The following is a 23,881-nucleotide window of genomic DNA, read 5'->3' as shown; positions in this document are numbered from 1 at the left end:
TGAGACGCAAATGCGCATGGCGATTCGTTGAGGGAAATCAGCACTTTCTAGAGGGCGTCGATGGCAATCGTGACGGTCGCCGTGCCGATTGGCTTGCCCGCCTCGTCGGTGATCACGAAGCTTGCCTGGGTTTCCAGAAGCTGGGTCGACTCGTCGCGCTCCGCCGGGCTGATATAGATCTCCTGCGAATCGCGGGCGAAGGTTTGCAGAAACTTATCCTCGTCGCCCTGCCAGTAGTCTGTCGTGATGGTGCTCTGTCCGACATTCAGCCCGTGACAGTCGGTGACGAAGAATTCGAGGATCGTTCCCTGCGAATCATCCTGCTTCGATTTGAGATAATGCGAGACGGATTTCGCCACCAGCGCCCTGACCATCTGGAAATTGCCCTGGGCGACCTCCGCCTGGTAGGTTTCGTCCAGCACCCGCATGTCCATCTCGCTGACATCGCTGAATCTGGCGTTCTGCTCCTCGATCGCCTTCAGGACGACGGGAGCCTTAACCACCGGCCGGACGAATGTTTCGACATATTCGCGCACGACGCTGATATAGGCCGGCTCGGCCCCGGCAGGAGTATAGGGAAACAGGCAGCCGATCAGCCCGAAGGCCGCTGCCGTTCGTATCTTGCCCCAGCACGCCATTGCGTTTCCCCAACCGCATTCAGCTACACTTTACATCCAGTTATTGCGACCGGTAGTTGCCTGAGCCTATGCTAATAAAATAAAACGGACGTTACCGAACGGGGCTGGAAGCTGCTATCGGGGAGACAAATATTGGGACAATTTTCGGTCGTAAAGCCGGAGGTTACTCGCGTCATGGGCTGTTAGCCGCGAGCGCCCTTGGCGATCGGCTCCTGGTAGGTGAAGCCCATATCCCAGGGGAAGTAGATCCAGGTGTCCTGGCTGACTTCGGTGATGAAGGTATCGATCGTCGGCACGCCCTTCGGCTTGGCGTAGACGCAGGCGAAATGCGCCTTCGGCAGCATGCCACGCACCTGAGCGGCTGTCTTGCCGGTATCCGTGAGATCGTCGACGACAAGCACGCCTTCGCCGCCGTTTTCCATCAGTTCAGGCGCAATGCCCTTGAGCAGCACCATGTCGCCTTGATTGACGTAGTCGTGATAGGACGCGACGCAGACCGTCTCAATGAGGCGGATGTTCAACTCGCGCGAAATAATCGCCGCCGGAACGAGGCCGCCACGGGTGATACAGACGATCGCCTTGAACTCCTGGCCGAGTCCGGCAAGCCGCCAGGCAAGCGCACGCGCATCACGGTGGAACTGATCCCAGGAAACGGGGAAGGCTTTATCGGGAAGGGACATCGGGCTACTCCGCGGCATGAAAAAACAACACGCCGTTTGCCGGCGACCGCGTGGGTATCGGCTGGCAAAACGCAAATCGCGCAGCCGGAACTGCGCGATGGATGCCGAAGCCTGATATCATCGGTCGCCGCAATTAGCGGGATTTGGAGGCAAAACGCAAGAGCGACGTTAACGCGACAGCAATGTCAGCGCCGTCATGGACTGCAAAAGTGTCTTCGTCGTGCCACCGAAGATCGTCTGCCACAGCCAGGAATGCGTGTAGGCACCCATGACGAGAAGGTCGATGCTGTCGTCCGAAAGCCGGTTCTCGATGACGTGCGAGGCGTTCTTGTCGCCACTTGCGGCCGTGGCGAGCGTCACGTTCACGCCGTGGCGTGCAAGCGTTGCGGCGATCTCCGCGCCGGCAGTCGTCGCCGATCGGGTTGCGGTCTCGGCCGGATCGACGGAGAAGATCTCTACGGCTTCAGCGGCCTTCAATATCGGCAGAGCATCGAAGCAGGCTCGCGTCGCTTCCTTCGAGCCGTTCCAGGCAATCAGCACACGCTTGATCGGCTTCGGCTGGCGGATGATGTAGGGGATCATCAGCACCGGCCGGCCGCTCTCGAACAGGAATTCGTCGACGTCCACATGGCTGTCGGAGGGCCGTGCCGGATCAGCCTGCGAGGCGATCAGCAGGTCGGCACTGCGCGCGCTTTCGATCAGCGGTGCAGAGCCGTATCCGGTCGACGTCACAAAAGCTCGCCATTCGAAGGAAGCGCCTGCAGCATCGGCACGGGCACGGAAGATGCGCTCGACCTCGATGGTCTCGGCATGGGCCATGTCCTGAAGCGCCTGCACGGCGACCGGATCGGGAATTTCCATCGGCGCGACCAGCGGGACGGCGGCGATCGTTTCGGCATGTAGGCCGATCACATGGGCGCCGCTTTCTGCGGCGATGGCAAAGGCGAAATCGGCAACAGCGCCACTATTGTCTGCTGTATCCAGAATGGCGAGAATGGTTTTATAAGACATATCAATTCTCCGTTGCGGCTGAAATGATGGTCCGCGAGGAAAGAAATGCTCGGGAATGCGGGGCGGTTCCTTGACCGGGATCAAGGCCGCACACAGTCTTCACGCTTCCGCCGAATGGTTTTCGGCAATGTCCTTCCTGCGTCTGATATCCTCGATCATGGCCCGCACGTCCGCACCCGCAGCCTCGACTATATCCTGCGAGCGACCACGCACCACGATCTCGGTCGAAAATTTCTGCCCCACGTAACGCGGATAGGAGCCGATGCTGGTCTCCGGATGCGCCTTCTGGATCGCCGCCAGCGGCGTGCCTATCTCCCCTTCGCCATATGGGCAGGCGATGGCGAGCGAGACGACGGGCGTGCCCGTCCGCAGCGTCGGCAGCACATTGTCGACCATCGCCTGAAACACCTGCGGAACGCCGGCCATCACATAGACATTGCCGATGACAAAACCGGGCGCGGTCGAAACCGGGTTGGCGATATGGGCTGCACCGCTTGGCATGCGTGCCATGCGCTGACGAGCCTCGGTGAATTCCATCTCGCGGCGCCTGTACATCTCGGCGAGCAGCACCATCGCCGCCGCATCATGTTCGCAGGGCACGCCGAAAGCCTTCGAGACGGCATCCGCGGTGATATCGTCATGCGTCGGGCCGATGCCGCCGGAGGTGAAGACATAGTCGTATTTGCCGCGGAGCGCGTTTAGCGCCTCGACGATCGCATCCTCCTCGTCGGCGACGATGCGAACCTCCTTCAGGTCTATGCCCGAGATGGTCAGCATGTCGGCGAGGTGGCCGATATTCTTGTCCTTGGTACGGCCGGAAAGAAGCTCGTCGCCGATGGCTAGCATGGCGGCGGTAACGACGGTCTCATTGCTCATGGGGATATTCCGTGGTGTGAAGCTTGCAAATAGGTAGCGTCGTTTGGCCGTTTTGCAAACGGCAAAGCGGCTAAACTGAAGGCTCGTTCAACCCCAAACGAAAGGGCAAGTGAATTTTCGTCTACAGCCAGTGAACAGTGAGTTCTTCGGGGCAGGGCTGTGTTCAACCGGATGCGCTGATAGAACCGTTGCGGTCAGGAAATTCAATCAATCCTTTGATGGAGATAACAATGGCGAAGATTCTCGTCCTCTACTACTCGGCTTATGGCCACATCGAAACCATGGCATATGCCGTAGCCGAAGGCGCGAAATCCGCCGGCGCTGATGTCGTCGTCAAGCGCGTTCCGGAACTGGTCTCGGAAGAAGTCGCCAAGGCATCCTACTACAAGGTCGACCAGGCAGCGCCGATCGCCACCGTTGACGAACTGCCTGATTACGATGCGATCATCGTCGGCGCCGGCACGCGTTTTGGCACGGTCGCTTCGCAGATGCGCAATTTCTGGGACCAGACCGGTAGCCTGTGGTTCACCGGCAAGCTGGTCGGCAAAGTCGGCTCGATGTTCACCTCGTCCGCCACGCAGCACGGTGGCCAGGAATCGACGATCCTCGGCTTCGTCCCGACCTTTCTGCATCACGGCATGGCCTATGTCGGCCTTCCCTATGCTTTCCAGGGGCAGATGGGTACGGAAGAAGTCAAGGGCGGCTCGCCCTACGGCGCATCCACCATCACCAACGGCGACGGCTCGCGCCAGCCTTCGGCAATCGAGCTTGAAGCTGCCAAGTATCAGGGCGCACACGTCGCCAAGATCACTGCAAAGCTCGCCTGAATTCAGCTAAAATCTTTCTGTGAGACGGCGGTCCTTGGGGCCGCCGTTTTATTTTGACACGGTGATACCTTAGGTAGGCTCTCCGGTCGCCGTGGGGTCGCGCAAACATTTTCTTGACGAATCCGCCCAAGTCGTTGATCTGGACGGCGCGCGAGCGTGGCGAAACTGGTAGACGCAAGAGACTTAAAATCTCTCGGCCTTAGGCTATACGGGTTCGATCCCCGTCGCTCGCACCATCTTCATAAACGCGTTCGAATGTGCTTGTATAAGATGAATGAACCATAGGCAGCGCTTGTCTGTGGTCTCAACGGTGCAAGAAATGCAGGCACTGTGCGGTTGAGTAGGTATTGTCTTAGTGGGAGTAAGACGATGGTTTACGATTGGGATGGAGCAAGAACGCGGCGCGTCAGACTTTTCAAAATGAGTGCCGTTCTACTAATGGCAACGGTGGTGACAGCAGTGCCACTGTTCTTCTGGGCCTTGCAGATACGCGGGCTTTAACGTCCAAGTCCCTTGTCAGCGTCTGGCAAATTACGCGGCGGCATCCGCCCCGGTTTTCGCTTCACGCCATTTGTTGAAGACCCAGCCAGCGATCAGGCCGAGTGCCGCGCCCATTGCCTTGACGCCTGCATCGTGAAGGCGCGCATGCCGCGTCGGCGACAGGTACTGCAGATATTCGATCGCGATGGCACCTAAGATCAGCAGCACGGCGACTGTCTTCCATTGTCTCGGATAAGCAAGAGCGAAAGCCAGTCCTGCCGCCAGGTAAGCCGCGGCACGGTCAATATCCGGTGTCTCGATCGTGTGTGGTCGCAATTCGATCGGCGAAACTGTCACGAACACGATGAAGGCGAGAAGAAGCCAGGCCAGTGGCTTTGCGATCTTGGATGTCATGATATCGTCATATTAGCAATCGCTATGCGCCATCAAGTTAAAAGCCGTCCACGTGACGCGGATAGTGGGCGTGATCTGAAGACGCACTTAAGGAAGCCTTTCATCGAGCGAACCGCAAATGGCGCAAACGGGCTTCTTTCCGCTGGCTGGCTGTGTCATAGCGGCGTTGGATTTCTGAAAAATGGACGAACGCACGTGACAAGACACGATGTCGAAGGCGCCGAAGAGGCGATGCGCAGCCTTTTCCCCGCCACGCCGCTGCAGCTTAATGATCACCTTTCCGCTCGCTATGGCGCCGATATCTGGCTGAAGCGCGAGGATCTTTCGCCGGTGCGATCCTACAAGATCCGCGGCGCGTTCAATTTCTTCCGCAAGGCGATCGCCGAGGGTGCGGGCGGCAAGACCTTCGTCTGCGCGTCCGCCGGCAATCACGCGCAGGGTTTTGCGTTCGTGTGCCGCCATTTCGGCGTGCCGGGTGTCGTCTTCATGCCGGTCACCACGCCGCAGCAGAAGATCGACAAGACTCGCATGTTCGGCGCCGGTTTCATCACTATCCAACTCATCGGCGATTTCTTCGACCAGTGCTATCAGGCTGCCCGCGATCACGTTGAGGCAATCGGCGGCGTCATGGTGCCGCCATTCGACCACGTCGATATCATCGAGGGGCAGGCGACTGTCGCCGCAGAAATCATGCAGCAGCTTCCCGAGGGCACGGTGCCTGACATGGTCGTCCTGCCGGTCGGCGGCGGCGGTCTTGCGGCTGGCATCACCGGCTTTCTCGATGGCATCGTACCGCCATCCGATTTCGTTTTTGCCGAGCCTGCCGGCGCGCCGAGCCTGCGGCGCAGCCTCGAGGCGGGGCAGGTGGTGACGCTGCCCAAAGTCGACAATTTCGTCGATGGAGCAGCGGTTGCTCGTATCGGCGACCTGAATTTCGCAGCGTTGAAGACGTTTTCTCCCGACCAGGTCAGGCTGATGCCGGAAAACGCCATCTGTGTCACTATTCAGGAGATGCTGAACGTCGAAGGCGTGGTGCTGGAGCCGGCCGGCGCCCTGTCGCTGACGGCGATCGCCGCCATGGATCGCCAGGCCATCAAGGGCAAGACGATCGTTGCCGTCGTCTCGGGTGGCAATTTCGATTTCGAGCGGCTGCCCGATGTCAAGGAACGCGCCATGCGCTACGCCGGCTTGAAGAAATACTTCATTCTGCGCCTTGCCCAACGCCCCGGCGCGCTGCGCGACTTCCTCAATCTTCTCGGACCGCATGACGATATCGCCCGCTTCGAATATCTCAAGAAATCGGCGCGCAATTTCGGTTCGATCCTGATCGGCATCGAAACGACGGCTCCGGAAAACTTCGCGACGCTCGTCGCCAATTTCGAAAGGTCAGGCATGGGGTTCGAGGACATTACCGAAAACGAGATCCTCGCAAACCTGATCATTTGACTTTGCGTCCACTGCACTGCGTGCTAAAGGCGAATTATGGCTTCGTTCCTTTCAAACATTCTTTCGGTCTTCTCCGGCGGCGGTAAATCCTCCAACGAGGCATCTGCGGGTCCTTCCGGCGAGCCGCAGCTCTATGGCGATTGCACTATCTATGCCGAGCCGCAGAAGGAAGGCGGCCAGTATCGTCTGGCCGGCCGCATCGAAAAGAAGGTTGGTGAGGACGTTCTTGTGCGCAAGTTCATTCGCGCCGATCTCTTTTCCTCGTCCGATGATGCGATCGAATGCACGGTGCGCAAGGCGCAGCAGATCATTGATCAGCACGGCCCTTCTCTCTTCGGCGATGGCGAGAAGCTTCGGCAGGTCTGAGCGCCGTTAGCCGGCAAGCCTTGTTTAAGACCAAATTTCCCGTTGTTTTTCAAAACTATGACAGCATTTCCGTGACGGAAACTGCTGGTTTGCTCACCTAATCTTAAAGGATTTTGGTGAAGGTGGCGCCTGCAGGTTTTGCAGGGCGCCGCTTGTGTTTGAACTTTCCGGACGATTGACCAGAAGATCTGCCGCAGCGGCTGCGGCTGTCTCGCGCGGTCCTGTCGGCGGAGGGCCGTAATGGAGCTCTTCAACGCCGGGCTCTTCATCGTCGAAGCTGTCGGCTATTTCGTGCTGATGGTCAGTCTCCTGCATTTTCGCCAACGCCTCGGATTGGGCGTCTTCCTGACTGCGCTCGGCGTCATGCATTTCATGGAGACCTATCTCGCCGCGGTCTTCTATGTTTCCCTGCCGTTCGGGAACGTCTCGCCGGGGTCTTCGATCTTCTTTTCCGGTAAGCTGATGATGATCCTCATGCTCTACCTGCAGGAGGATGCGGCAACCGTCCGCCAGCCGATCTATGGTCTGTTTCTCGGTAATCTCCTGACCGTCGCCATTGCCTGGGTGCTGCAGCTTCATCAGCCGCTGGAACTGTCGCCCGGCCATCCGGCAGACGTCAATTTCCTGAAGGAAATGGGCTGGCTGATGGTGTGGGGAACGGCAATCCTCTATCTCGACTCGCTCGGCATCATCCTGCTTTACGAGAAGCTTGGCGACTTCATGCGCCGGCGCGTGGTGCTGCGTTTCATGACCTCTGGCCTGGTGCTTTTGACCTTTGACCAGATCTTATTCTTCAGCGGGCTGCACTATTTCATGGGCGTTCCGATGACGGCCTTCTGGGCGGGATGGAAAGCCAAGATGCTGGCCGTCTGCCTCTATTCTCTGATGTTTGCCATCTATGAATACCATATCCGCCGGGACGGCGTTGCCGCCTCCGCCCGCTCGATCAGCGACCTCTTTGGCGATCTGACATTCCGTGAGCGTTATAACGACCTACTGGAGCGAACCGGCCGCGACATGCTGACCGGCGTCTATGATCGCAGCCGCATGGAGCTGGAGGCGCCGCTGATGGTGCGTGAGGCGCTTCGGCAGGGCCAGTATGCCACCGTTCTCATCATCGATGCCGATCATTTCAAGGACGTCAATGATGGCTTCGGCCATCTACAGGGCGACGAGGTTCTAAAGGCCATTGCCGCGAGGCTCGGAATGACGCTGCGCTCGAGCGATCGTATCTTCCGTTTTGGCGGCGAAGAGTTTGTCGCCGTTTGCCCCGGCACGGGTCATGACGAAGGCTTGCTGCTCGCCGAGCGCCTGCGCTGGACGATCGTGACCAGTGTAAAGACGCCCGATGATGCATCGGTATCGGTGAGCATAGGGGTTGCAACCGCCGACGAAGATGGCATCAGCTTCACCACCGTGCTGTCTGCGGCAGACAGCCGCCTCTACGAGGCAAAGAAGAGCGGCCGCAACTGTGTTGTCGGCCGCTCCGGTGTCGTCAAAGTCGGCTAGCTTCCGTTCGCTCAGGCGGCGCGGAAAATCTTGGCGCCGGAGGGAGCGCTCGTCATACCGCCGTCGACGGTAATTTCGATCCCCGTGACATTGCTGGAATCGTCGGAGGCGAGATAGAGCGCGGCCTTTGCGATTTCGTCTGCTTCGCTCATGCGGCCGAGCGCGCTCATGTTCCCGAGCTTTTCTTCCAGTGCCGTCATCGCATCTTCCGACTGCGCATAGGGCGACCAGATCGGCGTGCGTGTGCCGCCGGGCGTTACCTGATTGACGCGGATGCCGCGCGGCGCAAGCTCGGAGGCGAGGTTGCGGGTCATGGAGCGCACGGCGCCCTTCGTGGCGGCATAGGCCGACCAGCCCGGCGCACCGAGAACGGCGTGGACGGAGCCGTTGAGAATAACCGAAGCGCCATCGTTCAGATGCGGCAACGCGGACTGGACCGTGAAGAAGACCGAGGTCAGGTTGGTGCTGATGATCTTCTCGAACTGTTCCAGCGAGGTCTGACCGAGAGGCGTCGCGCCGCCAATGCCGGCATTGGCAAAGACGATATCGAACTTGCCGACCTTTGAAGCGGCCTCGGCGAAGATCTTTTCCGCTGCCGCAACGTCGGTGAGATCGATCTTCAGCGCCAGCACCTGACCACCAAGCGCCTTTTCGGCTGCAGCGAGCGTTTCCGGATTGCGGCCGGTAATGATTACCTTGGCACCTTCGGCGAGAAACACCTTGGCGGTGGCAAGTCCGATGCCGCTGTTACCGCCGGTAATGAGCGCGATCTTGTTCTTGAGACGCATGGAATGGCTCCTATTGGAAAATGGCTCGATCTGGATTATGATCGACATCTATAAGGATTATGATTGTAATCCACTTGAGTCAAGTCCGCATATCGGGAGATTTTCGATGGGTCATTCGCAACTGGAAAAGCAGAAGACGCACGACAGGATCGTCGAGATCGCTTCGAAGCGCCTGCGAGAGAGAGGACTGGAAGGGCTCGGCGTGGCCGATCTGATGAAGGAGGCGGGCCTGACGGTCGGCGGTTTCTACAAGCATTTTGCGTCGCGCGACGAGATGGTGGCCGAAGCCATGAAACTGGCTTTCGGCTCCTGGGAAGCGAAGGTGCGTTCAGAGGGCAGGGCGCCGGCAGATATTCCGATGGCGGAATATTCCGCCAATTACCTGAGCGAGGTCCATCGCGATGACGTAAGCGGCGGTTGCCCCTTTGCCGCGCTTACCGCTGATCTTGCCCGCAGCGGTGAGAAATGCCGCTCGCTTGCGACCGATCAGCTGAAGACGAATCTCGGAAATATGACAGGCCGTATGAACGCGGCCGACGAGGCGGAAGCGCGCCGCAAGGCAATCATCGTTTCGTGCCTGATGACCGGGGCGATCGGCCTTGCACGCATTGCCGACGACGAAAAACTCTCTGAAGAAATCCTGGAGACGGTCCGGTCCTTCGTCGATGGTTTCTCGGCAAAATGAAAGGGCCGGCTTGCACCGGCCCCCTCGAGTGGAACTTTTGAATTTGTCGGCTAAAGCATGTCGCGCAAAAGTGTGCAGCGGTTTTGCGATAACGACATGCATCGAACAAAGATCTAAAGCGTGGCAAGCGATCTGAAAGATCGCGACACGCTTTAGGCAGCGAGAGCGAGTTCCTCGACGCGCGACTTGGCGGCGCCGATGGCCTTTTCCGCAGCTTCCGGGCCGAAGGCCAGGCCTTCGACATAGATGGTTTCAATGTCGGCAATACCGAGGAAGCCGAGAACCGACTTCAGATACGGCACGGCATGGTTCATGCCGGCGGCCGGACCCTGGGAATAGACGCCGCCGGAAGCGAGGACGACATAGACCTTCTTGCCGGTGGCGAGGCCAACCGGGCCACTTTCAGTGTACTTGAAGGTGAGGCCGGCGCGGGCCACGTTATCGATCCAGGTCTTCAGCGACGAATAGATGTTGAAGTTGATCAGGCCGGTACCGATGACGATGCTGTCGGCTGTGAGCAATTCGTTGACCAGCTCGTCGGAAGTCTTGACGGCGGCGGCTTCCTGGGCCGTGCGGGCTTCCGGCGGCTTGCGGATCGCGGCGGTGAACAGGTCGTCGATATGCGGCAGCGGGTTTGCGGCGAGGTCGCGGCGAATGACGACGCTGCCCGGGTTCTGGACCTTGAGCTTTTCGGAGAGTTCCACGGCGATCGACGTGGAAAGAGACTCCGAACGCGGGCTGGACGTCAGAAGAAGAATGGAAGACATGGCTAAATTTCCTCTCGAATTGGGTTTCAGCGGCCCCGTTGGGAGCGGCAGTCCGCTGCGTCGAGAGAAGAAATAGGGCTGGCCCATTATCGAAAAAACTGGGATAATGTAGATCAAAATTATCGATGGAATGGATGGAAGATGCTTCCGAACCCGACCTTGGACCAATTGCAGGTGTTTTTGACCGTTGCCGAAACCGGCAGCTTTTCGGCGGCTTCGCGCGCACTGAACCGCGCGCAATCGGTCGTGAGCTATACGATCGCCAATCTGGAGGCACAGCTCGAAGTGCCGCTTTTTGAGCGTTCCGGTGCGCGCCAGCCGAAGCTGACGGAGGCGGGCAGGGCGATGCTGGAGGATGCGCGGCGCATCCTGGGCGACCTGCAGGTCATGCGGGCGCGCGTCAAGGGCCTGAGAGAAGGGCTCGAAGCGGAGGTTTCCGTAGCCATCAGCGTCATGGTGCCTTCACGGGCCATGGTGGACGTGCTCCGTGAATTCCGCGAGGTGTTTCCGTCCGTTTCGTTAAGCCTCAACGTCGGCGAGCTCGGAATGGTCATGGATCTCGTCCTGAGCGGCAAGGCGACGATCGGGATCGGTGGCGCAGTCCTGAAGCAGGACGATTCGATCGTCACGGAGCGGATCGGCCATTCCTTCATGATGCCCGTTGCCGCGCAGAACCATCCGCTTGCCAGAGCCGACCGGCCGCTCACGCTCGGCGACGTGCGCGAGGACGTGCAGCTCGTCGTCACCGATGCGTCGGGCCTGACGAAGGGGCGTGATTTCAACGTTCTATCCTACAAGACATGGCGCGTCAGCGATATTGCGACGAAGCACCAGCTCATCAAGGCCGGCCTTGGTTGGGGTGGTCTTCCGGCGTCCCTGATCCATGACGATCTCCTGAGCGGCGCGCTCGTCCATCTCGATCTGGATGCCTACGAACAGGGGGAATATCCGATCTATTCGATGCGCCGGCCCGCCAACCCGCCCGGACCCGCCGCCACCTGGATGATCGACGCGTTCCGTACGAGGCTTTCCGCCTGCCCGAGCCAAGCCGATTTCCACGCCCAGATTGCAGAATTACGTGAACCCGGCATGCCGCTCGCGGCCGAATGAAGGAAGGCGCGGGCGCCGCGCCTTCCTCGATATCTTCGCCTAAAGGACCAGCCTGAACTTCGCGAAGCCCTCGGCGCCTTCGCCTGCATCTTCGATCTTCACGCTCTTGACGTCGGCGAGGTACTGCTTGGCCTTCGGGCCGCTTTCGAACACGACGGTCGTGCCGGGCAGGGGCTTGAACGTCCAGTTGCCGTCGGCGGACGGGTTGATCGTACCCTGATCATGGACAAAGCGGACGATGACGTCGCGGTTGGTATCCGGCGCCTGGAAGATCACCTTATCGGAGGCGATTTCCGGGAAGCTGCCGCCGCCGCCTGCACGGTAGTTGTTGGAAACGACGACGAACTTCTGCGCCGGATCGATCGGCTTGCCCTCGAAGGCGAGGTTCTGGATTCGGTTGGAGTCCGGATTGACGGCCTTGCCCGACGAATCATATTTCGGCGGCTGCGACAGGTCGATCTGATAGGTCACACCGTCGATGACGTCGAAATTGTAGGACGGGAAGTCGTTGTTGAGCAGAAGCGCGTCCTTTGAGCCGGGCTCGATGTGGTTGAACATGCCGGCTGACATTTCCAGCCAGTTCTTCACCTGCGCACCGGTGATGGCGACGGCCTGAACCGTATTCGGATAGAGGTAGAGATCGGCGACATTCTTGATGGCGATATCGCCGGCCGGGACGTCCGTATAGTATTCGGCACCGCCGCGACCGCCGGCCTTGAAGGGCGCTGCGGCCGAAAGAACCGGCAGATCCTTGAACTGCGTATCGGCCAGCATCTGCTTGATGTACCAGGTCTGTGCCTGTGAAACGATCTGCACGGACGGGTCGTCGGCGACCAGCGCGAAGTAGGAATAGAGCGGCGCGGAGGTCTTGCCGACAGGTGTGCGGACATAGGCAAGCGTTGCCTCATGCTCAGTCTTGGCGGCCTCCACGACTTCCTTCTTGTCGGCGACATCGGCAACGACCTTCTTCTTGTCGTCGCGATGGTAGATCGGCCGTGCTTCGGAGGTGAAGGCGACGATCTTCCAACTGTTGCCGTCCTTCTCCAGCAGAAGGTCGATCAGGCCGAGATGCGAGCCCCAGAAGCCGGCCATGACGGCGGGCTTGCCATGCAGCGTGCCCTTGACCGGATCGGCGTTGCCAATGCCATCCCAGGTCTTCGGACCGGGGAAGACAAGATGCTGGTGGCCGGTAAAGATCGCATCGATGCCCTCGACGGCAGCAAGATGCAGCGAGGCATTTTCCATCTTTTCGGAAGGGGCGGAACCGTCGATGCCGGAATGGGAAAGCGCGATGACGATATCGGCGCCGGCTTCCTTCATGGCTGGAACCCAGGCCTTCGCGGCCTGGACGATATCGCGCGTCTGGGCCTTGCCTTCCAGGTTTTTGATGTCCCACAGCATGATCTGCGGCGGTACGAAGCCGATGAAGCCGATTTTAACAGGGCTTTCATTGCCGGCGCCATCCTTGATCTGCTTTTCGACGATGATGTAGGGCTTAAAGAAGAGTTCGTCCTGCTTCGGGTCCGAGGCGAGCTGGCCCTTGGTCAGGTTGGCGCAGACGAAGGGGAAGTTCGCGCCTGACAGTACCTTGAACATGAAGTCGAGGCCGTAGTTGAACTCGTGATTCCCGAGCGTACCGACCGTATAGCCGAGCGTGTTCATCGCCTTGATCACCGGATGGACGTCGCCGTCCTTCATGCCATGCTGATAGGCCATGTAGTCGCCCATCGGATTGCCCTGCAGCACGTCGCCATTGTCGATCAGTAGCGAGTTGGCGGCTTCTGCACGGATATTGTCGACGATCGTTGCCGTGCGCGACAGGCCCATCGTGTCGTTCGGCTTGTCGGCGTAATAATCGTAGGGGAAGACATTGACGTGAATGTCGGTCGTTTCCATGAGCCGCAGATGTGCCTGGTTGGAGGCGGCACGGGCGCTGAATGGGTGCAGCAGCACCAGGGCAGAAGTGGCGGCAAGACCGCCGAGCAGCGAACGGCGGCTCATCGAAGGCACATCGAAAATGGAAGACATGGAAACACTCCTTTTGACATCATGCACCACCCGGTTCGATGAACTTAGGATGATTGGCGAAGGAGTACATCGTGAAAATGACAGAACGGCAAAGACGATGCCAAGGAAGCGGCATCGTCTCGGAAAGCGTTACCGAACGCGTGGCACTTCGCGGTGGAAGAAGCGGAAATAGGAGGCAACGAGCGCGCGGGCATTGGAATTCACGTCGAACTGGATGCCGACGCGGCCATTGTGTTTCCAGCGCACGACGCCTTCCAGCATGCCGAGATCGTCAGCTTCGATGCGCACCTTGCTGCCCGAGGCTGCATAAAGCGGCGCCTTGACCTCGAGTGCTGCACCCGTGGTGGAAAGATCGAGGATGCGGGCATCCACCTGGCTGTTCAGATAACGGATCTTGCCGAAGACGCGGCAGTTCTTGCGGTCGGTCTTGCGGGCCGAGATCTTGAGATTGCGTGTCATGCTTGTTCCCGTGAAGAATTCGGGCAAAACATAGGCTTCGAAGATTGAAATGCCTTTAGGGGCTTATCTAAAATTGTTGCGAAAGTCTCAATTCGGCACGGCCGCCCGCCGCGCCACCACATGTTCGCGCCAGACGGTGAAGATACCCGCTGCGACCACGATGAGCGAACCGACGATCATGTTCAGCGTCAGTGTTTCCCCATAGATGAGCACTCCGAGGATGGAGGCATAGACGAGTTGGATATAGGTGAGCGGCTGAACTGCTGCCGCATCGAGAGCGTCATAGGCGCGGATCAGGAAGTAATGGCTCGACGTGCCGGTCAGGCAGACGGCGAGCATCCATATCCAATCCCATCCGTATACCGGCGTCCAATAGAAGGGCCCGGCAAGCGTCATGACGGCGGCTCCGACGACACCCGTATAGAAAAAGCTCGTCATCGCCGAATCCTGCCGGCTCACGTAACGCGTGGCGATCACGTAGAGCGCGAAGTTGAAGCAGGAAATGACCGCAACAAGCAGATTCACGTCGAAGAATCCGCCTTCCGGCTTGAGGATCAACAGCACGCCGGCAAGCCCGACACCGATCGCAGTCCAGCGGCGCCAGCCGACCCGCTCGCCAAGGAGTGGAATGGCAAGCAGTGCGACAATGATGGGAGTGGCGGCAAAGATCGCCTGCGAATGCGCAAGGCCGATCAGCGCAAAGCAGGTGATTGCCAGCACCACCTGCGTGGCAAGCAGAACACCGCGCGAGAACTGAAGAAAGGGATGTTTCGTCCGGGCGGTGGCGCCGATACCGCCACGCATCCTTGCCGCCAGAACCACCGTGAACAGGCCGAAAGCCCAATAGCGGACCATTGTCACGAAGATGGGCGAATAGATGGAACCAAGATGCTTCGAGATTGCGTCCTGCGCTGAGAAGATCGTGAGCGCGAGAAGCAGGAAGATATAGCCGTGCGTCTTGGATTTCATGTCTTGCCGTTGAAACGGGAGATGCCCGCAGCGCTAGCTAGGGCAGGATTTCAGTTGCTTTGCAAGGGCTCAGAGACCGACATTCGGCCTGTCGATGATTTCGCGCAGCGCAAAGCTCGAATTGATCTTCACCACATGCGGCAGCGCCGAAAGCCAGTCGCGATGGATGCGCTCGTAGTCTTCCAGATCGCGGGCAGCTACCCGCAGGATATAGTCGTATTCACCGGACATCAGATAGCAGACGAGCACGTTCGGACAGCGCTTCACCGCCGCCTCGAATTCCGACAGCGTCTTGGCGAACTGGCCGGATAGCGAGATATGGACAATGGCGATCATCTTGTAGTCGAGCGCTTTATGCGAAAGTCGGGCGTGGTAGCCGCCGATGACACCGCTCTTTTCAAGAATGTCGAGCCGCCGCGAACAGGCCGAAGGCGACAGTCCCACCTTGTCTGCAAGCTCGGCATTGGTGATGCGGGCATTGATCTGCAACGCCCTCAAAATCGCAAGATCGATATTATCGAGGTCAGACATTCGAAGAACCTTCGAAAAATGAATGGATGACGCAATAATCTTCGAAACTTTGCTTTCGCGCAAATCCTCTTTGCAAGGACATTTCGTGGCCGTGGTGCTTGGATTCAGGAGCGAGAAAACGTTCCGCGCAACGCGGACATAAAATGAGAGGAACGCGAATGCGTGTCGGCTGCCCGAAGGAAATCAAGAACCATGAATATCGCGTCGGTCTGACGCCGGCTTCAGTGAGAGAATATGTCGCCCACGGCCACGAGGTCTGGGTCGAAACCAAGGCAGGTGCCGGCATCGGTGCCGACGATGCTGCCTATGCGGCCGCTGGCGCGAAGATCGCCGCCTCTGCCAAGGATATCTTCGAAAAGTGCGACATGGTCGTCAAGGTCAAGGAGCCCCAGCCCCCGGAATGGGCGCAGCTCCGCGACGGTCAGCTTCTTTACACCTACCTGCATCTCGCGCCCGATCCGGAACAGACCAAGGGTCTGTTGGCATCTGGCGTTACCGCCATTGCCTATGAGACGGTGACAGACGAGCGTGGCGGCCTGCCTTTGCTGGCGCCAATGTCCGAAGTTGCCGGCCGTCTGTCGATCCAGGCAGGCGCCACGGCGCTGCAGAAGGCCAATGGCGGCCTCGGCATCCTGCTCGGCGGCGTGCCCGGTGTTCTGCCGGCCAAGGTCGCCATCATCGGCGGCGGCGTCGTCGGCCTGCATGCGGCCAAGATGGCTGCCGGTCTCGGCGCCGATGTCAGCATTCTCGACAAGTCACTGCCGCGCCTGCGCCAGCTCGACGACATTTTCAACGGCCGTATCCATACGCGCTATTCCAGCATCCAGGCGCTGGAAGAAGAAGTCTTCTCCGCCGATCTCGTCATCGGCGCCGTGCTGATTCCCGGTGCAGCCGCGCCGAAGCTCGTCACCCGTGAAATGCTCTCGGGAATGAAGAAGGGTTCCGTCATCGTCGACGTCGCTATCGACCAGGGTGGCTGCTTTGAAACTTCGCACGCCACGACGCATTCCGACCCGACCTATGTCGTCGACGACGTCGTGCATTATTGCGTCGCCAACATGCCGGGCGCCGTTCCCGTCACGTCAGCCCATGCGCTGAACAACGCGACGCTCGTCCACGGCCTGGCGCTTGCCGATCGTGGCCTGCGCGCTATTGCCGAGGACAAGCATCTGCGCAACGGGTTGAACGTTCATAGGGGTCGTATCACCAACAAGCCGGTTGCCGAGGCCCTGGGCTACGAAGCCGTTGCCCCTGAAAGCGCGCTGAACGTAGCGTAAACTAACTGACTTTAGGTCAATCGAGGGCGCCGGACTCCGCAAGGGCCGGCGCTTTTACTTTGTCGATCCGGCACTGATAGCAATTGTTGCGGGCCGAGCGTACATGCACATAGGCGATGCCGGGCCGCGCGAGCAGTTCGGCCGCATAGCCGGGAATTTTCTCGATCGCCGTGACCGCGCCGGTGCCATAAACAATCCTGTCGTTCTCGCCATAGCCGCGGACAATGAAATCCGGGCTCGTGGTCAGCACCGGAGGCAGAACCTCGTCAGCGGAATAGCGCTTGCAGGGCTGCTTGTGGAGGAAGATCGGTCCGGTCTCGGCATAGGGCTGCAGTTCCGGAAAGGGCCGATAGGCGAAGACGAAGAGTTCCTCGCCGGCACCGATATTTTTCAGGCAGTGCCGGCAGGGATAACCATCGCCGTCGGAAACCAGCATTTCCGGTGAACGGTCATAGGCGTCATGGCTGCCGCTCCAGAGCGCTTCGGCATCTGCTGTCGGCATGGCGGAAAACTGAATGCTGGTCATGGCAAATCTCCTTGTGAGCTTTGCCATAGTGTCTGCGCTGACGGTTGCCCAAGCCACCCGATTCTTGCTTCGGACCGGCAAAGGGTAGTTTGCGCCTGCAAACGCAGTCAGCTTTTTCTGGCTATTTCCAGCAATTCCTTGTCGCTCAACGGTCTGACGATCCCGGTGCCGGTAGAGACCGGAGAGAAACCGAACATCTGGTAGAGCTGCAATGCGCGCGGATGGTCGAGATTGTTAGTGGTCGTGGTGACCTTCTTCGGGTTCAGCGTCCAGATGGCGTAGAGCGCCTGGAGCAGGAACCATTTGCCGATACCGAGGCCGAACGCATGTTCGAAGAGCCCGAAATGGCAGAGCTCGATCGTATCCTCGTCCTCGCAGAGATACTCGAAGAAGCCGGCCGGCGCACCGTTGACGTACAGCACGCTGATATTGTTGCGCTTGTCATGCAGCACCGCGGTCAGTTCCTCGTCGCTCATCCTGAGACGTTCGACCCACTGCCAGCGCGCGCCGACCTGCCGGTAAAGATAGCGATAGAAGGCCAGTGGAATTTCTGGCGCGCGCATGATTGCCGTCTGGATGTTGACGGGCACAGGCAGGCTTGCCTTCGGCGGAGCGACCATTTCAAGCCGCGTAATATGGGCCTTGAGCGAGGCGGGCGTCTTTCCCATGGCGGTCAGGCTTTGACCGGTTCAGGCGGGCCGGTGACGACGGGCGTGTCCTCACGGCTACCCCATTCGCTCCAGGAGCCGTCATAGAGCTTGTTGTCGGTATGGCCGAGCGATTCCAGCGCCAGTGTGATGATCGCGGCCGTAATGCCCGAACCGCAGGAAGTGACGACCGGCTTGGTAAGGTCGATGCCGGCATCCTCGATCGTCTGCTTCAATTCCGGCAGCGATTTGAAGCGGCCCTGGTTGGCGAAGACGCCTGAAGGCAGGCTGCGCGCGCCGGGCATATGGCCGGAGCGCATGCCAGCGCGGGGTTCGGGCTCTGCGGCGGCGAAACGCCCGGCGCTGCGGGCATCGGCAATCTGTAGGGCGCTGCTGGCTACGATATCGCGCATCTGCTCGAGATGAACGACGCGGCTGGCATCGTAATTTGTCTTGAATGTCGCGGGGGCATGGTGCGGCACCTCGGTTTCGAGTGGCCCGCCTTCGGCTTTCCAGCCGTCCAATCCGCCATCGAGCACGAAGACGTTCTTTGCGCCCATCACCCGGAACAGCCACCAGACGCGCGGCGAGGCGAACATGCCGATGCCGTCATAGACGACGATCCGGTCGTTCTCGCTGATGCCGAGCTTACCGACCTGAGCGGAGAAATAATCGGGCGCGGGGATCGTGTGGGGCAGGTTGGTCGAATGGTCAGCGATCTTGTCCTGATCGAAACGGATCGCGCCGGGAATATGGCCGGCGGCATATTCTGCATCGGCGTCGCGTTTCTGCGCCGGAAGATAGAAGGATGCGTCGAGAACACGCAGGTCGGACTTACCGAGTTCAGCCTGCAGCCAGTCGGCCGAAACAACAAAACGGCTCTTGGTGTCACTCATGATGATCTCCCCAAATATCAGGCCCAAATGGCAGGCATCGTCTATCAGCCTTCGTCGCCGGGCGTGCCGAAGCGAATGCGGAAGCGCCGGTTCTCTTTGCCCTTCTTCTCGATCTTGGCAATATGAATCTGGCCGACTTCCTGTGTTTCCGAAACATGCGTGCCGCCGCAGGGCTGACTGTCAACAGCCGAATTCTCGCCGATGCTGACGAGGCTGACGCGGCCGAGGCCAACAGGGGGGCGCACGTTCTTCGATTTGACGATGCCGGGATTGGCCGCAAGCTCCTCATCTGTAATCCACTGAAGATAGACCGGATGATTCTGGTTGACGAGATCCATGAGCTTGGCCGTCACGTCGTCCTTGTCGATCGTATCGGTCATGTCGAAGTCGACACGGCTTTCGTCCTCGCCGACGGCAGCCCCCGTGATCGGATAGGAACAGACGACGGACAGAAGATGGCAGGCTGTATGCATGCGCATCAGCTTGTAGCGGCGCGGCCAGTCGATGTGCAGCACCAGCTTCTCGCCGTTATCAGGGCGCGGCTGACCTTCCAGCGGTACATGGATAATGATGTCCTTGGTCGCGCCGTGCTTTGCCTGACCAAGCTCTATCTTGGAACCGTCAGCCCGTTCGAAGAAACCGGTATCACCCGGCTGCCCTCCCGATGTGGCGTAAAAGCAGGTCTGGTCCAGTTCAATGCCCCCGTCCTCGTGAACGGCCGTGACGACCGCTTCGCATGTGGAGAGATAGAAGTCGTCACGGTAGAGGGCATTGACTGGCATGGAGGCTCACGCTGCGGGTTCGTAGGGTATCTTGATATCCGTCGAGCCGACCATCCATCCGGGAATGGGAAGGCTCTTGGATGAAAGGAAATCCGGATTGAAGAGCTTGGACTGATAGCGATTGCCATAGTCGCAGAGGATTGTCACGACCGTGTGGCCGGGGCCGAGATCCTGCGCAAGACGCACCGCGCCGGCAATGTTGATCGCCGTCGAGCCGCCAAGGCAAAGCCCCTCATTCTGGACGAGATCGAAGAGGTAGGGCAGCGACTCGGCATCGGTGACGTGATAGGAGAAATCGGGCGTGAAACCTTCGAGGTTGGCGGTGATGCGCCCCTGGCCGATGCCTTCCGTGATCGACGAGCCCTCGGACTTCAACGTGCCGTTCGCGTAGAATTCGTAGAGCGCGGCACCCTCGGGATCGGCAATGCCGATCTTGATGTCCTTGTTGAAGGCCTTGAGACCTGCCGCCACGCCGGCAAGCGTACCGCCCGAGCCGACCGAGCAGATGAAGCCGTCGACCTTGCCATCGGTATCGTTCCAGATCTCGGGTGCCGTCGTTTCGATATGTGCCTGCCGGTTGGCCACGTTGTCGAACTGGTTGGCCCAGATCGCACCGTTCGGCTCGCTCTTGGCAAGTTGCTCAGCAAGGCGGCCCGAAACCTTCACGTAATTGTTCGGGTTCTTGTAGGGAACGGCTGGAACTTCCACGAGCTCGGCGCCGAGCAGCCGCAGCGCATCCTTCTTTTCCTGGCTTTGCGTTTCCGGAATGACGATGACGGTACGATAGCCGAGCGCCTTGGCAACGAGTGTCAGGCCGATCCCGGTATTGCCAGCCGTGCCTTCGACGATGACGCCGCCGGGCTTGAGCAGGCCCTTTTTCTCAGCGTCACGAATGATATAGAGCGCCGCTCGGTCCTTTACCGATTGGCCGGGATTGAGAAATTCGGCCTTGCCGAGAATGGTGCAGCCGGTCGCCTCGGAAACACCCTTGAGCTTGATGAGGGGCGTGTTGCCGATAGCCTCGATTACGGAGGGGTGGAAGGTCATGGAATCTGCCTCGTTTACGCATAGTTTAGGAACGGTCTTTTCCCTTCACAAGGCGGCATTGGCAAGAAATCCTATTCCATGCCTTTGGAGCCCGCGATAAAATTAGTCTTCCAATTCCAGCCCTTCGCCGTGCGTCCGGCCGTTAGTGATCCGAAGATTGACTTTCGGCGTATGGATGACGACAAAGCAAGCACGGGCGCAGGAACAAGGCGTGACCGAATCCGACATGGTTCACGAGCATATCGACACGATCGATGCATTGATGGCGCATTTTGTTGCTGGTTCCCTTCCGGAGCCGGCCCGCGCACTCGTGGAATCCCATCTGGAAATGAAACCGGACAATCGAAGTCTGGTGGCCGACCTCGAACGACTGGCAGGAGAGGCTCTGGAAAGTGCCCCGGCAAGCCCGATCAGCGAACGCGACGCGAAGCTCGCGGCAATCTTCGGCTCGAAGGCTCCTGCTTCCCTTCCGAAGCTGCCGTCGCGTCCGCAGGGAGCCCTTTTCCCGCGGGCCTTGCGCAATCTCGTCGGTTTCGAAGTCGATGACGTGCCGTGGCGCAAGCGTCTTCCAGGCTTTAAGGAATATGCGACCGATATAGACGGCTGCGAGGTCAGCCTGATGTGGATACGGCCGGGTCGCGCGCTGCCTGCCCACACGCATGCGGGCATGGAACTGATCCTTATCCTCGATGGCGCTTTCCGCGACGAGCGCGGCCGTTTTGGGCCGGGAGATATCTCGGTTGCTGACGCGACCGTCGACCATCGCCCAGTCGCCGAAAAAGATCGGCCCTGCATCGCCTTTGCCGTTTCTGATGGGCCGATCAAGCTCACCGGCTCCTTCCGGCAGATCCTCGGCGACCTCATCGGCTGAAAGCAGCCACAATGCTGTGATAGAGCCATTGTCCCGGGAGAGGATGAGGAACTTCCGGGCCTGTTTTCGAGTTCATATCGGCAGACTGGAGGAAGTGTCATGCGTAATTTCATTGCCCGCCCGGAACATGGTATCGTCTGGATTTCCGGTGCCAGCTCTGGGATAGGGCGGGCGCTGGCGCTGAAGCTTGCAGGCGAGGGATACCAGGTCGCAGCCACGGCACGCAATCACGAAAAGCTGGTGGAATTGCAGGTCGAGGCAGCCGGACTGCCCGGCAGCATCATCGTGCTCGATGGCGATGTGACCGATGCCGAGGACATGGACCATGTCATGGCCTCGATCGAATATGAGCACGGTGCGCTCGCCATGGCGATCCTGTGTGCAGGTGTCTATCAGCCCGTTCACGGCGAGGATCTGAACCGGGCCGATTTTGAGAAGACTTTTGCCGTCAATCTGTCAGGCGTCGTCAATTGCCTGCTGCCGGCGATCAGCCATATGAAGGCGAAAGGGCAGGGCCAGATCGCCATCGTGTCCTCGGTGACGGGTTACTCAGGCTTGCCGACCAGCGCCGCGTACGGCGCGACCAAAGCTGCGCTGATCAATATGGCCGAAAGCCTGAAATTCGATCTCGACAAGATCGGCATCCGCATCCAACTCATCAATCCGGGCTTCGTCGATACGCCGGCAACGCGCAAGAATGGCTTTCCCATGCCAGCACTCGTTTCGCCTGAGACGGCAGCCGAGCGGATTGCGACGGGCCTCAAATCGCAGGCCTTCGAGATCACTTTCCCGAGGCGCTTCACCTATGTGCTGAAGTTCCTGCGGATATTGCCCTATGGTCTCTATTTCGCACTGGTGAACCGCTTCACCGGCTGGGGCGAGCGACCTGCCAACGCCAGTCACCGTCCGGCGACGCCGCATCCGGCCGAGTGATCAGCTGCGCGAAAAGACCACCTGCCGCACATCGATATTGCGGGCGCGGAAGCCGGCCTCGCAATAGAACAGATAGAATTCCCAGAGGCGCTTGAACCGGTCGTCGAAACCCATCGGTCGGAGCTTGTGCCATACGGACCAGAACCGCTCGCGCCATTCCGCCAGCGTACGGGCGTAATCGAGGCCGAAGCCGAAGTCCCTGACCAGTGACAGGTCCATCTTCCTGCCGAGTTCGGCAAGATGATGACGCGTCGGCAGCATGCCGCCGGGGAAAACGTATTTCTGGATGAAGTCCGGATTGCTGCGATATTGCTCGAAGGCTTCGGGACGGATCGTAATGATCTGCAGCCCCGCCTTTCCGCCTGGCTTCAGGCACTGTTTCAGCTTGGAGAAATAGGCCGGCCAATATTTCTCGCCGACGGCCTCGAACATCTCGATCGAGACGATGCGGTCATAGATCCCGGTCTCGTCGCGATAGTCCTGGAAGCGGAAATCGACCTTGTCGCTGAGCCCTGCCTTGCTGATGCGCGCCTGCGCAAAGGCAAGCTGCTCGCGACTGATGGTCAGCCCCGTCACCCGGCAATTCAATTCGCTCGCCGCGAACTCGGCAAAACCGCCCCAGCCGCAGCCGATTTCAAGCACATGATCACCAGGGCGGATGCCGGTCGCCTCCGCCAGAGAGCGGTATTTCGCGTTCTGCGCCGATTGCAGGTCATTGGCGCCGGTCGAATAGAGCGCCGAGGAATAGGTCATGCTCGGATCGAGCCATTGCTTGTAGAAGTCGTTGCCGAGGTCGTAGTGGGCCGAAATATTGCGTTTGGAGCCGGTCTTCGTATTGGCATTCATCCAGTGCCGGAGGCGCTCCACGAAACGACCAACACCACGTTTGCCATTGGAATAGCCATGCGCGGCATCGCCATTGACGAGAAAAAGCTCGAGAAAAGCGGTGATATCGGGGCTGTCCCAGTCGCCGTCCATGTAGCTTTCGGCAAGCCCGATCGTGCCGCTTGTCAGTGCCCGTCCGGCAAGGTTCCAGTTGCGCAGTGTCAGCGCGGCATTCGGCCCGGCGCTCCTGCCTTCGATCAGCACCCTGCGCCCGTCTGGCAGTGTGACGGCAAGCGAACCGTGCTGCATGCGCAGCAGACCTCGCAGCGCAAGCTTGGCCTTGAAGGGCAAGCCCTTGACGATGCGCGAGATGTTTTCTGCCGTCAGTGTCACGGCATCCCGGGCAGTTTGGTTCCAGTCTTGCGCTTTGCTCATCGTCCGTCCTCCCGCATTTTCTGGCCGGTTGGGGACGACGCCTGCGCCTCTCCTCCGG

The 23,881-nt window shown here is 59.4% G+C and carries 25 protein-coding genes, 1 tRNA gene and 1 pseudogene; 10 read left to right on the top strand and 17 right to left on the bottom strand.

Translation table 11 applies throughout. From position 1 onward, the window contains the following. Positions 1-47: 47 nt before the first annotated feature. The 4 genes from AC1DUP_RS26355 to AC1DUP_RS26340 all read right to left on the bottom strand — a co-directional run bounded on the left by AC1DUP_RS26355 (position 48) and on the right by AC1DUP_RS26340 (position 3,205). Complete coding sequence (locus AC1DUP_RS26355) at positions 48-638, bottom strand: hypothetical protein (protein ID WP_113297852.1); 591 nt, start codon at positions 636-638, stop codon at positions 48-50. A 182-nt stretch (positions 639-820) separates the two neighbouring features. Then, entirely contained in the window at positions 821-1,318 is a 498-nt protein-coding gene (gpt, locus tag AC1DUP_RS26350) for a xanthine phosphoribosyltransferase (RefSeq protein WP_113297851.1), read from the bottom strand. A gap of 168 nt (positions 1,319-1,486) precedes the next feature. Further along, positions 1,487-2,329: a universal stress protein gene (locus AC1DUP_RS26345; RefSeq protein ID WP_113297850.1), complete on the bottom strand. Its 843-nt coding sequence runs from the start codon at positions 2,327-2,329 to the stop codon at positions 1,487-1,489. A 99-nt stretch (positions 2,330-2,428) separates the two neighbouring features. Continuing rightward, positions 2,429-3,205 (bottom strand): competence/damage-inducible protein A, encoded by a 777-nt coding sequence (locus AC1DUP_RS26340; RefSeq protein ID WP_477835560.1) that lies wholly within the window; start codon positions 3,203-3,205, stop codon positions 2,429-2,431. 230 nt (positions 3,206-3,435) lie between these two features. Here AC1DUP_RS26340 and wrbA point away from each other — a divergent pair, with 230 nt between their 5' ends. Continuing rightward, positions 3,436-4,032, top strand: a complete 597-nt coding sequence (wrbA, locus tag AC1DUP_RS26335; RefSeq protein WP_113297848.1) for an NAD(P)H:quinone oxidoreductase type IV — start codon at positions 3,436-3,438, stop codon at positions 4,030-4,032. Positions 4,033-4,182: 150 nt separating this feature from the next. Then, positions 4,183-4,268 (top strand) — tRNA-Leu (locus AC1DUP_RS26330). A 295-nt stretch (positions 4,269-4,563) separates the two neighbouring features. On the opposite strand, the gene AC1DUP_RS26325 is transcribed toward AC1DUP_RS26330, so the two are convergent. Continuing rightward, complete coding sequence (locus AC1DUP_RS26325) at positions 4,564-4,926, bottom strand: VanZ family protein (RefSeq protein ID WP_477835558.1); 363 nt, start codon at positions 4,924-4,926, stop codon at positions 4,564-4,566. A 195-nt stretch (positions 4,927-5,121) separates the two neighbouring features. Here AC1DUP_RS26325 and ilvA point away from each other — a divergent pair, with 195 nt between their 5' ends. From ilvA to AC1DUP_RS26310, 3 genes are all read left to right on the top strand, one after another. Next, the gene (gene ilvA, locus AC1DUP_RS26320) at positions 5,122-6,372 is read left to right on the top strand and encodes a threonine ammonia-lyase (protein WP_477835556.1); all 1,251 of its coding nucleotides are present in this window, start codon (positions 5,122-5,124) and stop codon (positions 6,370-6,372) included. A gap of 36 nt (positions 6,373-6,408) precedes the next feature. Beyond that, on the top strand, positions 6,409-6,738 hold the full coding sequence (locus AC1DUP_RS26315; protein ID WP_477835554.1) for an HlyU family transcriptional regulator: 330 nt from the start codon (positions 6,409-6,411) through the stop codon (positions 6,736-6,738). A 240-nt stretch (positions 6,739-6,978) separates the two neighbouring features. Then, positions 6,979-8,247, top strand: a complete 1,269-nt coding sequence (locus tag AC1DUP_RS26310; protein ID WP_113297844.1) for a GGDEF domain-containing protein — start codon at positions 6,979-6,981, stop codon at positions 8,245-8,247. Between the two features lie 11 nt (positions 8,248-8,258). Here AC1DUP_RS26310 and AC1DUP_RS26305 read toward each other — a convergent pair whose 3' ends face one another. After that, entirely contained in the window at positions 8,259-9,035 is a 777-nt protein-coding gene (locus AC1DUP_RS26305) for an SDR family oxidoreductase (protein ID WP_113297843.1), read from the bottom strand. Between the two features lie 106 nt (positions 9,036-9,141). Between AC1DUP_RS26305 and AC1DUP_RS26300 the strand changes: the two genes are divergently transcribed. Continuing rightward, positions 9,142-9,720, top strand: coding sequence for a TetR/AcrR family transcriptional regulator (locus AC1DUP_RS26300; protein WP_477835551.1), 579 nt, complete (start codon positions 9,142-9,144; stop codon positions 9,718-9,720). Positions 9,721-9,872: 152 nt separating this feature from the next. On the opposite strand, the gene AC1DUP_RS26295 is transcribed toward AC1DUP_RS26300, so the two are convergent. Next, positions 9,873-10,487 (bottom strand): FMN-dependent NADH-azoreductase, encoded by a 615-nt coding sequence (locus tag AC1DUP_RS26295; protein ID WP_477835549.1) that lies wholly within the window; start codon positions 10,485-10,487, stop codon positions 9,873-9,875. A gap of 141 nt (positions 10,488-10,628) precedes the next feature. Between AC1DUP_RS26295 and AC1DUP_RS26290 the strand changes: the two genes are divergently transcribed. Beyond that, positions 10,629-11,597 carry a LysR family transcriptional regulator gene (locus AC1DUP_RS26290; protein ID WP_477835547.1) on the top strand — a complete coding sequence of 323 codons (969 nt, stop codon included), beginning with the start codon at positions 10,629-10,631 and terminating at the stop codon, positions 11,595-11,597. A 39-nt stretch (positions 11,598-11,636) separates the two neighbouring features. Here AC1DUP_RS26290 and AC1DUP_RS26285 read toward each other — a convergent pair whose 3' ends face one another. The 4 genes and pseudogenes from AC1DUP_RS26285 to AC1DUP_RS26270 all read right to left on the bottom strand — a co-directional run bounded on the left by AC1DUP_RS26285 (position 11,637) and on the right by AC1DUP_RS26270 (position 15,584). Then, positions 11,637-13,625 carry a bifunctional 2',3'-cyclic-nucleotide 2'-phosphodiesterase/3'-nucleotidase gene (locus AC1DUP_RS26285; RefSeq protein ID WP_477835545.1) on the bottom strand — a complete coding sequence of 663 codons (1,989 nt, stop codon included), beginning with the start codon at positions 13,623-13,625 and terminating at the stop codon, positions 11,637-11,639. 144 nt (positions 13,626-13,769) lie between these two features. Next, positions 13,770-14,084: pseudogene (locus AC1DUP_RS26280) on the bottom strand (PilZ domain-containing protein); the annotation flags it as partial. Between the two features lie 87 nt (positions 14,085-14,171). Further along, complete coding sequence (locus tag AC1DUP_RS26275; protein WP_477835543.1) at positions 14,172-15,053, bottom strand: DMT family transporter; 882 nt, start codon at positions 15,051-15,053, stop codon at positions 14,172-14,174. Positions 15,054-15,122: 69 nt separating this feature from the next. After that, the gene (locus AC1DUP_RS26270; RefSeq protein ID WP_113297897.1) at positions 15,123-15,584 is read right to left on the bottom strand and encodes an Lrp/AsnC family transcriptional regulator; all 462 of its coding nucleotides are present in this window, start codon (positions 15,582-15,584) and stop codon (positions 15,123-15,125) included. Between the two features lie 158 nt (positions 15,585-15,742). Here AC1DUP_RS26270 and ald point away from each other — a divergent pair, with 158 nt between their 5' ends. Then, complete coding sequence (gene ald / locus AC1DUP_RS26265) at positions 15,743-16,861, top strand: alanine dehydrogenase (RefSeq protein WP_477835531.1); 1,119 nt, start codon at positions 15,743-15,745, stop codon at positions 16,859-16,861. Between the two features lie 16 nt (positions 16,862-16,877). On the opposite strand, the gene AC1DUP_RS26260 is transcribed toward ald, so the two are convergent. From AC1DUP_RS26260 to AC1DUP_RS26240, 5 genes are all read right to left on the bottom strand, one after another. Continuing rightward, positions 16,878-17,387 carry a DUF1203 domain-containing protein gene (locus AC1DUP_RS26260; RefSeq protein ID WP_477835529.1) on the bottom strand — a complete coding sequence of 170 codons (510 nt, stop codon included), beginning with the start codon at positions 17,385-17,387 and terminating at the stop codon, positions 16,878-16,880. Positions 17,388-17,494: 107 nt separating this feature from the next. Continuing rightward, the gene (locus AC1DUP_RS26255; protein WP_477835527.1) at positions 17,495-18,055 is read right to left on the bottom strand and encodes a GNAT family N-acetyltransferase; all 561 of its coding nucleotides are present in this window, start codon (positions 18,053-18,055) and stop codon (positions 17,495-17,497) included. A 5-nt stretch (positions 18,056-18,060) separates the two neighbouring features. Next, entirely contained in the window at positions 18,061-18,930 is an 870-nt protein-coding gene (gene sseA / locus AC1DUP_RS26250; protein ID WP_477835525.1) for a 3-mercaptopyruvate sulfurtransferase, read from the bottom strand. Positions 18,931-18,974: 44 nt separating this feature from the next. Beyond that, the gene (locus tag AC1DUP_RS26245; RefSeq protein WP_477835523.1) at positions 18,975-19,712 is read right to left on the bottom strand and encodes an alanyl-tRNA editing protein; all 738 of its coding nucleotides are present in this window, start codon (positions 19,710-19,712) and stop codon (positions 18,975-18,977) included. A gap of 6 nt (positions 19,713-19,718) precedes the next feature. Beyond that, a complete protein-coding gene (locus AC1DUP_RS26240) occupies positions 19,719-20,759 on the bottom strand; it encodes a cysteine synthase A (protein ID WP_477835521.1) in 1,041 nt (346 codons plus the stop codon). Positions 20,760-20,970: 211 nt separating this feature from the next. On the opposite strand from AC1DUP_RS26240, the gene AC1DUP_RS26235 reads away from it, so the two are divergent. Both AC1DUP_RS26235 and AC1DUP_RS26230 read left to right on the top strand, forming a co-directional pair. After that, positions 20,971-21,630, top strand: coding sequence for a ChrR family anti-sigma-E factor (locus tag AC1DUP_RS26235; protein WP_477835519.1), 660 nt, complete (start codon positions 20,971-20,973; stop codon positions 21,628-21,630). Positions 21,631-21,729: 99 nt separating this feature from the next. Further along, on the top strand, positions 21,730-22,563 hold the full coding sequence (locus tag AC1DUP_RS26230) for an SDR family NAD(P)-dependent oxidoreductase (RefSeq protein ID WP_477835517.1): 834 nt from the start codon (positions 21,730-21,732) through the stop codon (positions 22,561-22,563). Here the strand turns inward: AC1DUP_RS26230 and AC1DUP_RS26225 are convergent, their stop codons facing one another. Further along, on the bottom strand, positions 22,564-23,823 hold the full coding sequence (locus tag AC1DUP_RS26225; protein WP_113309155.1) for an SAM-dependent methyltransferase: 1,260 nt from the start codon (positions 23,821-23,823) through the stop codon (positions 22,564-22,566). Between the last annotated feature and the right edge of the window lie 58 nt (positions 23,824-23,881).

Source organism: Rhizobium sp. 01L419 (assembly GCF_056400025.1).
The sequence above is the reverse complement of the archived record's forward strand: the minus strand, read 5'-3'. Positions and strand labels throughout refer to the sequence as shown.

Bases quoted from the DNA above. Each gene is read 5' to 3' on its own strand.
- AC1DUP_RS26355 (WP_113297852.1), bottom strand. From the start codon at position 638: ATGGCGTGCTGGGGCAAGATACGAACGGCAGCGGCCTTCGGGCTGATC.
- gpt (WP_113297851.1), bottom strand. From the start codon at position 1,318: ATGTCCCTTCCCGATAAAGCCTTCCCCGTTTCCTGGGATCAGTTCCAC.
- AC1DUP_RS26345 (WP_113297850.1), bottom strand. From the start codon at position 2,329: ATGTCTTATAAAACCATTCTCGCCATTCTGGATACAGCAGACAATAGT.
- AC1DUP_RS26340 (WP_477835560.1), bottom strand. From the start codon at position 3,205: ATGAGCAATGAGACCGTCGTTACCGCCGCCATGCTAGCCATCGGCGAC.
- wrbA (WP_113297848.1), top strand. From the start codon at position 3,436: ATGGCGAAGATTCTCGTCCTCTACTACTCGGCTTATGGCCACATCGAA.
- AC1DUP_RS26325 (WP_477835558.1), bottom strand. From the start codon at position 4,926: ATGACATCCAAGATCGCAAAGCCACTGGCCTGGCTTCTTCTCGCCTTC.
- AC1DUP_RS26315 (WP_477835554.1), top strand. From the start codon at position 6,409: ATGGCTTCGTTCCTTTCAAACATTCTTTCGGTCTTCTCCGGCGGCGGT.
- AC1DUP_RS26310 (WP_113297844.1), top strand. From the start codon at position 6,979: ATGGAGCTCTTCAACGCCGGGCTCTTCATCGTCGAAGCTGTCGGCTAT.
- AC1DUP_RS26305 (WP_113297843.1), bottom strand. From the start codon at position 9,035: ATGCGTCTCAAGAACAAGATCGCGCTCATTACCGGCGGTAACAGCGGC.
- AC1DUP_RS26300 (WP_477835551.1), top strand. From the start codon at position 9,142: ATGGGTCATTCGCAACTGGAAAAGCAGAAGACGCACGACAGGATCGTC.
- AC1DUP_RS26295 (WP_477835549.1), bottom strand. From the start codon at position 10,487: ATGTCTTCCATTCTTCTTCTGACGTCCAGCCCGCGTTCGGAGTCTCTT.
- AC1DUP_RS26290 (WP_477835547.1), top strand. From the start codon at position 10,629: ATGCTTCCGAACCCGACCTTGGACCAATTGCAGGTGTTTTTGACCGTT.
- AC1DUP_RS26285 (WP_477835545.1), bottom strand. From the start codon at position 13,625: ATGTCTTCCATTTTCGATGTGCCTTCGATGAGCCGCCGTTCGCTGCTC.
- AC1DUP_RS26275 (WP_477835543.1), bottom strand. From the start codon at position 15,053: ATGAAATCCAAGACGCACGGCTATATCTTCCTGCTTCTCGCGCTCACG.
- AC1DUP_RS26270 (WP_113297897.1), bottom strand. From the start codon at position 15,584: ATGTCTGACCTCGATAATATCGATCTTGCGATTTTGAGGGCGTTGCAG.
- ald (WP_477835531.1), top strand. From the start codon at position 15,743: ATGCGTGTCGGCTGCCCGAAGGAAATCAAGAACCATGAATATCGCGTC.
- AC1DUP_RS26260 (WP_477835529.1), bottom strand. From the start codon at position 17,387: ATGACCAGCATTCAGTTTTCCGCCATGCCGACAGCAGATGCCGAAGCG.
- AC1DUP_RS26255 (WP_477835527.1), bottom strand. From the start codon at position 18,055: ATGGGAAAGACGCCCGCCTCGCTCAAGGCCCATATTACGCGGCTTGAA.
- sseA (WP_477835525.1), bottom strand. From the start codon at position 18,930: ATGAGTGACACCAAGAGCCGTTTTGTTGTTTCGGCCGACTGGCTGCAG.
- AC1DUP_RS26245 (WP_477835523.1), bottom strand. From the start codon at position 19,712: ATGCCAGTCAATGCCCTCTACCGTGACGACTTCTATCTCTCCACATGC.
- AC1DUP_RS26240 (WP_477835521.1), bottom strand. From the start codon at position 20,759: ATGACCTTCCACCCCTCCGTAATCGAGGCTATCGGCAACACGCCCCTC.
- AC1DUP_RS26230 (WP_477835517.1), top strand. From the start codon at position 21,730: ATGCGTAATTTCATTGCCCGCCCGGAACATGGTATCGTCTGGATTTCC.
- AC1DUP_RS26225 (WP_113309155.1), bottom strand. From the start codon at position 23,823: ATGAGCAAAGCGCAAGACTGGAACCAAACTGCCCGGGATGCCGTGACA.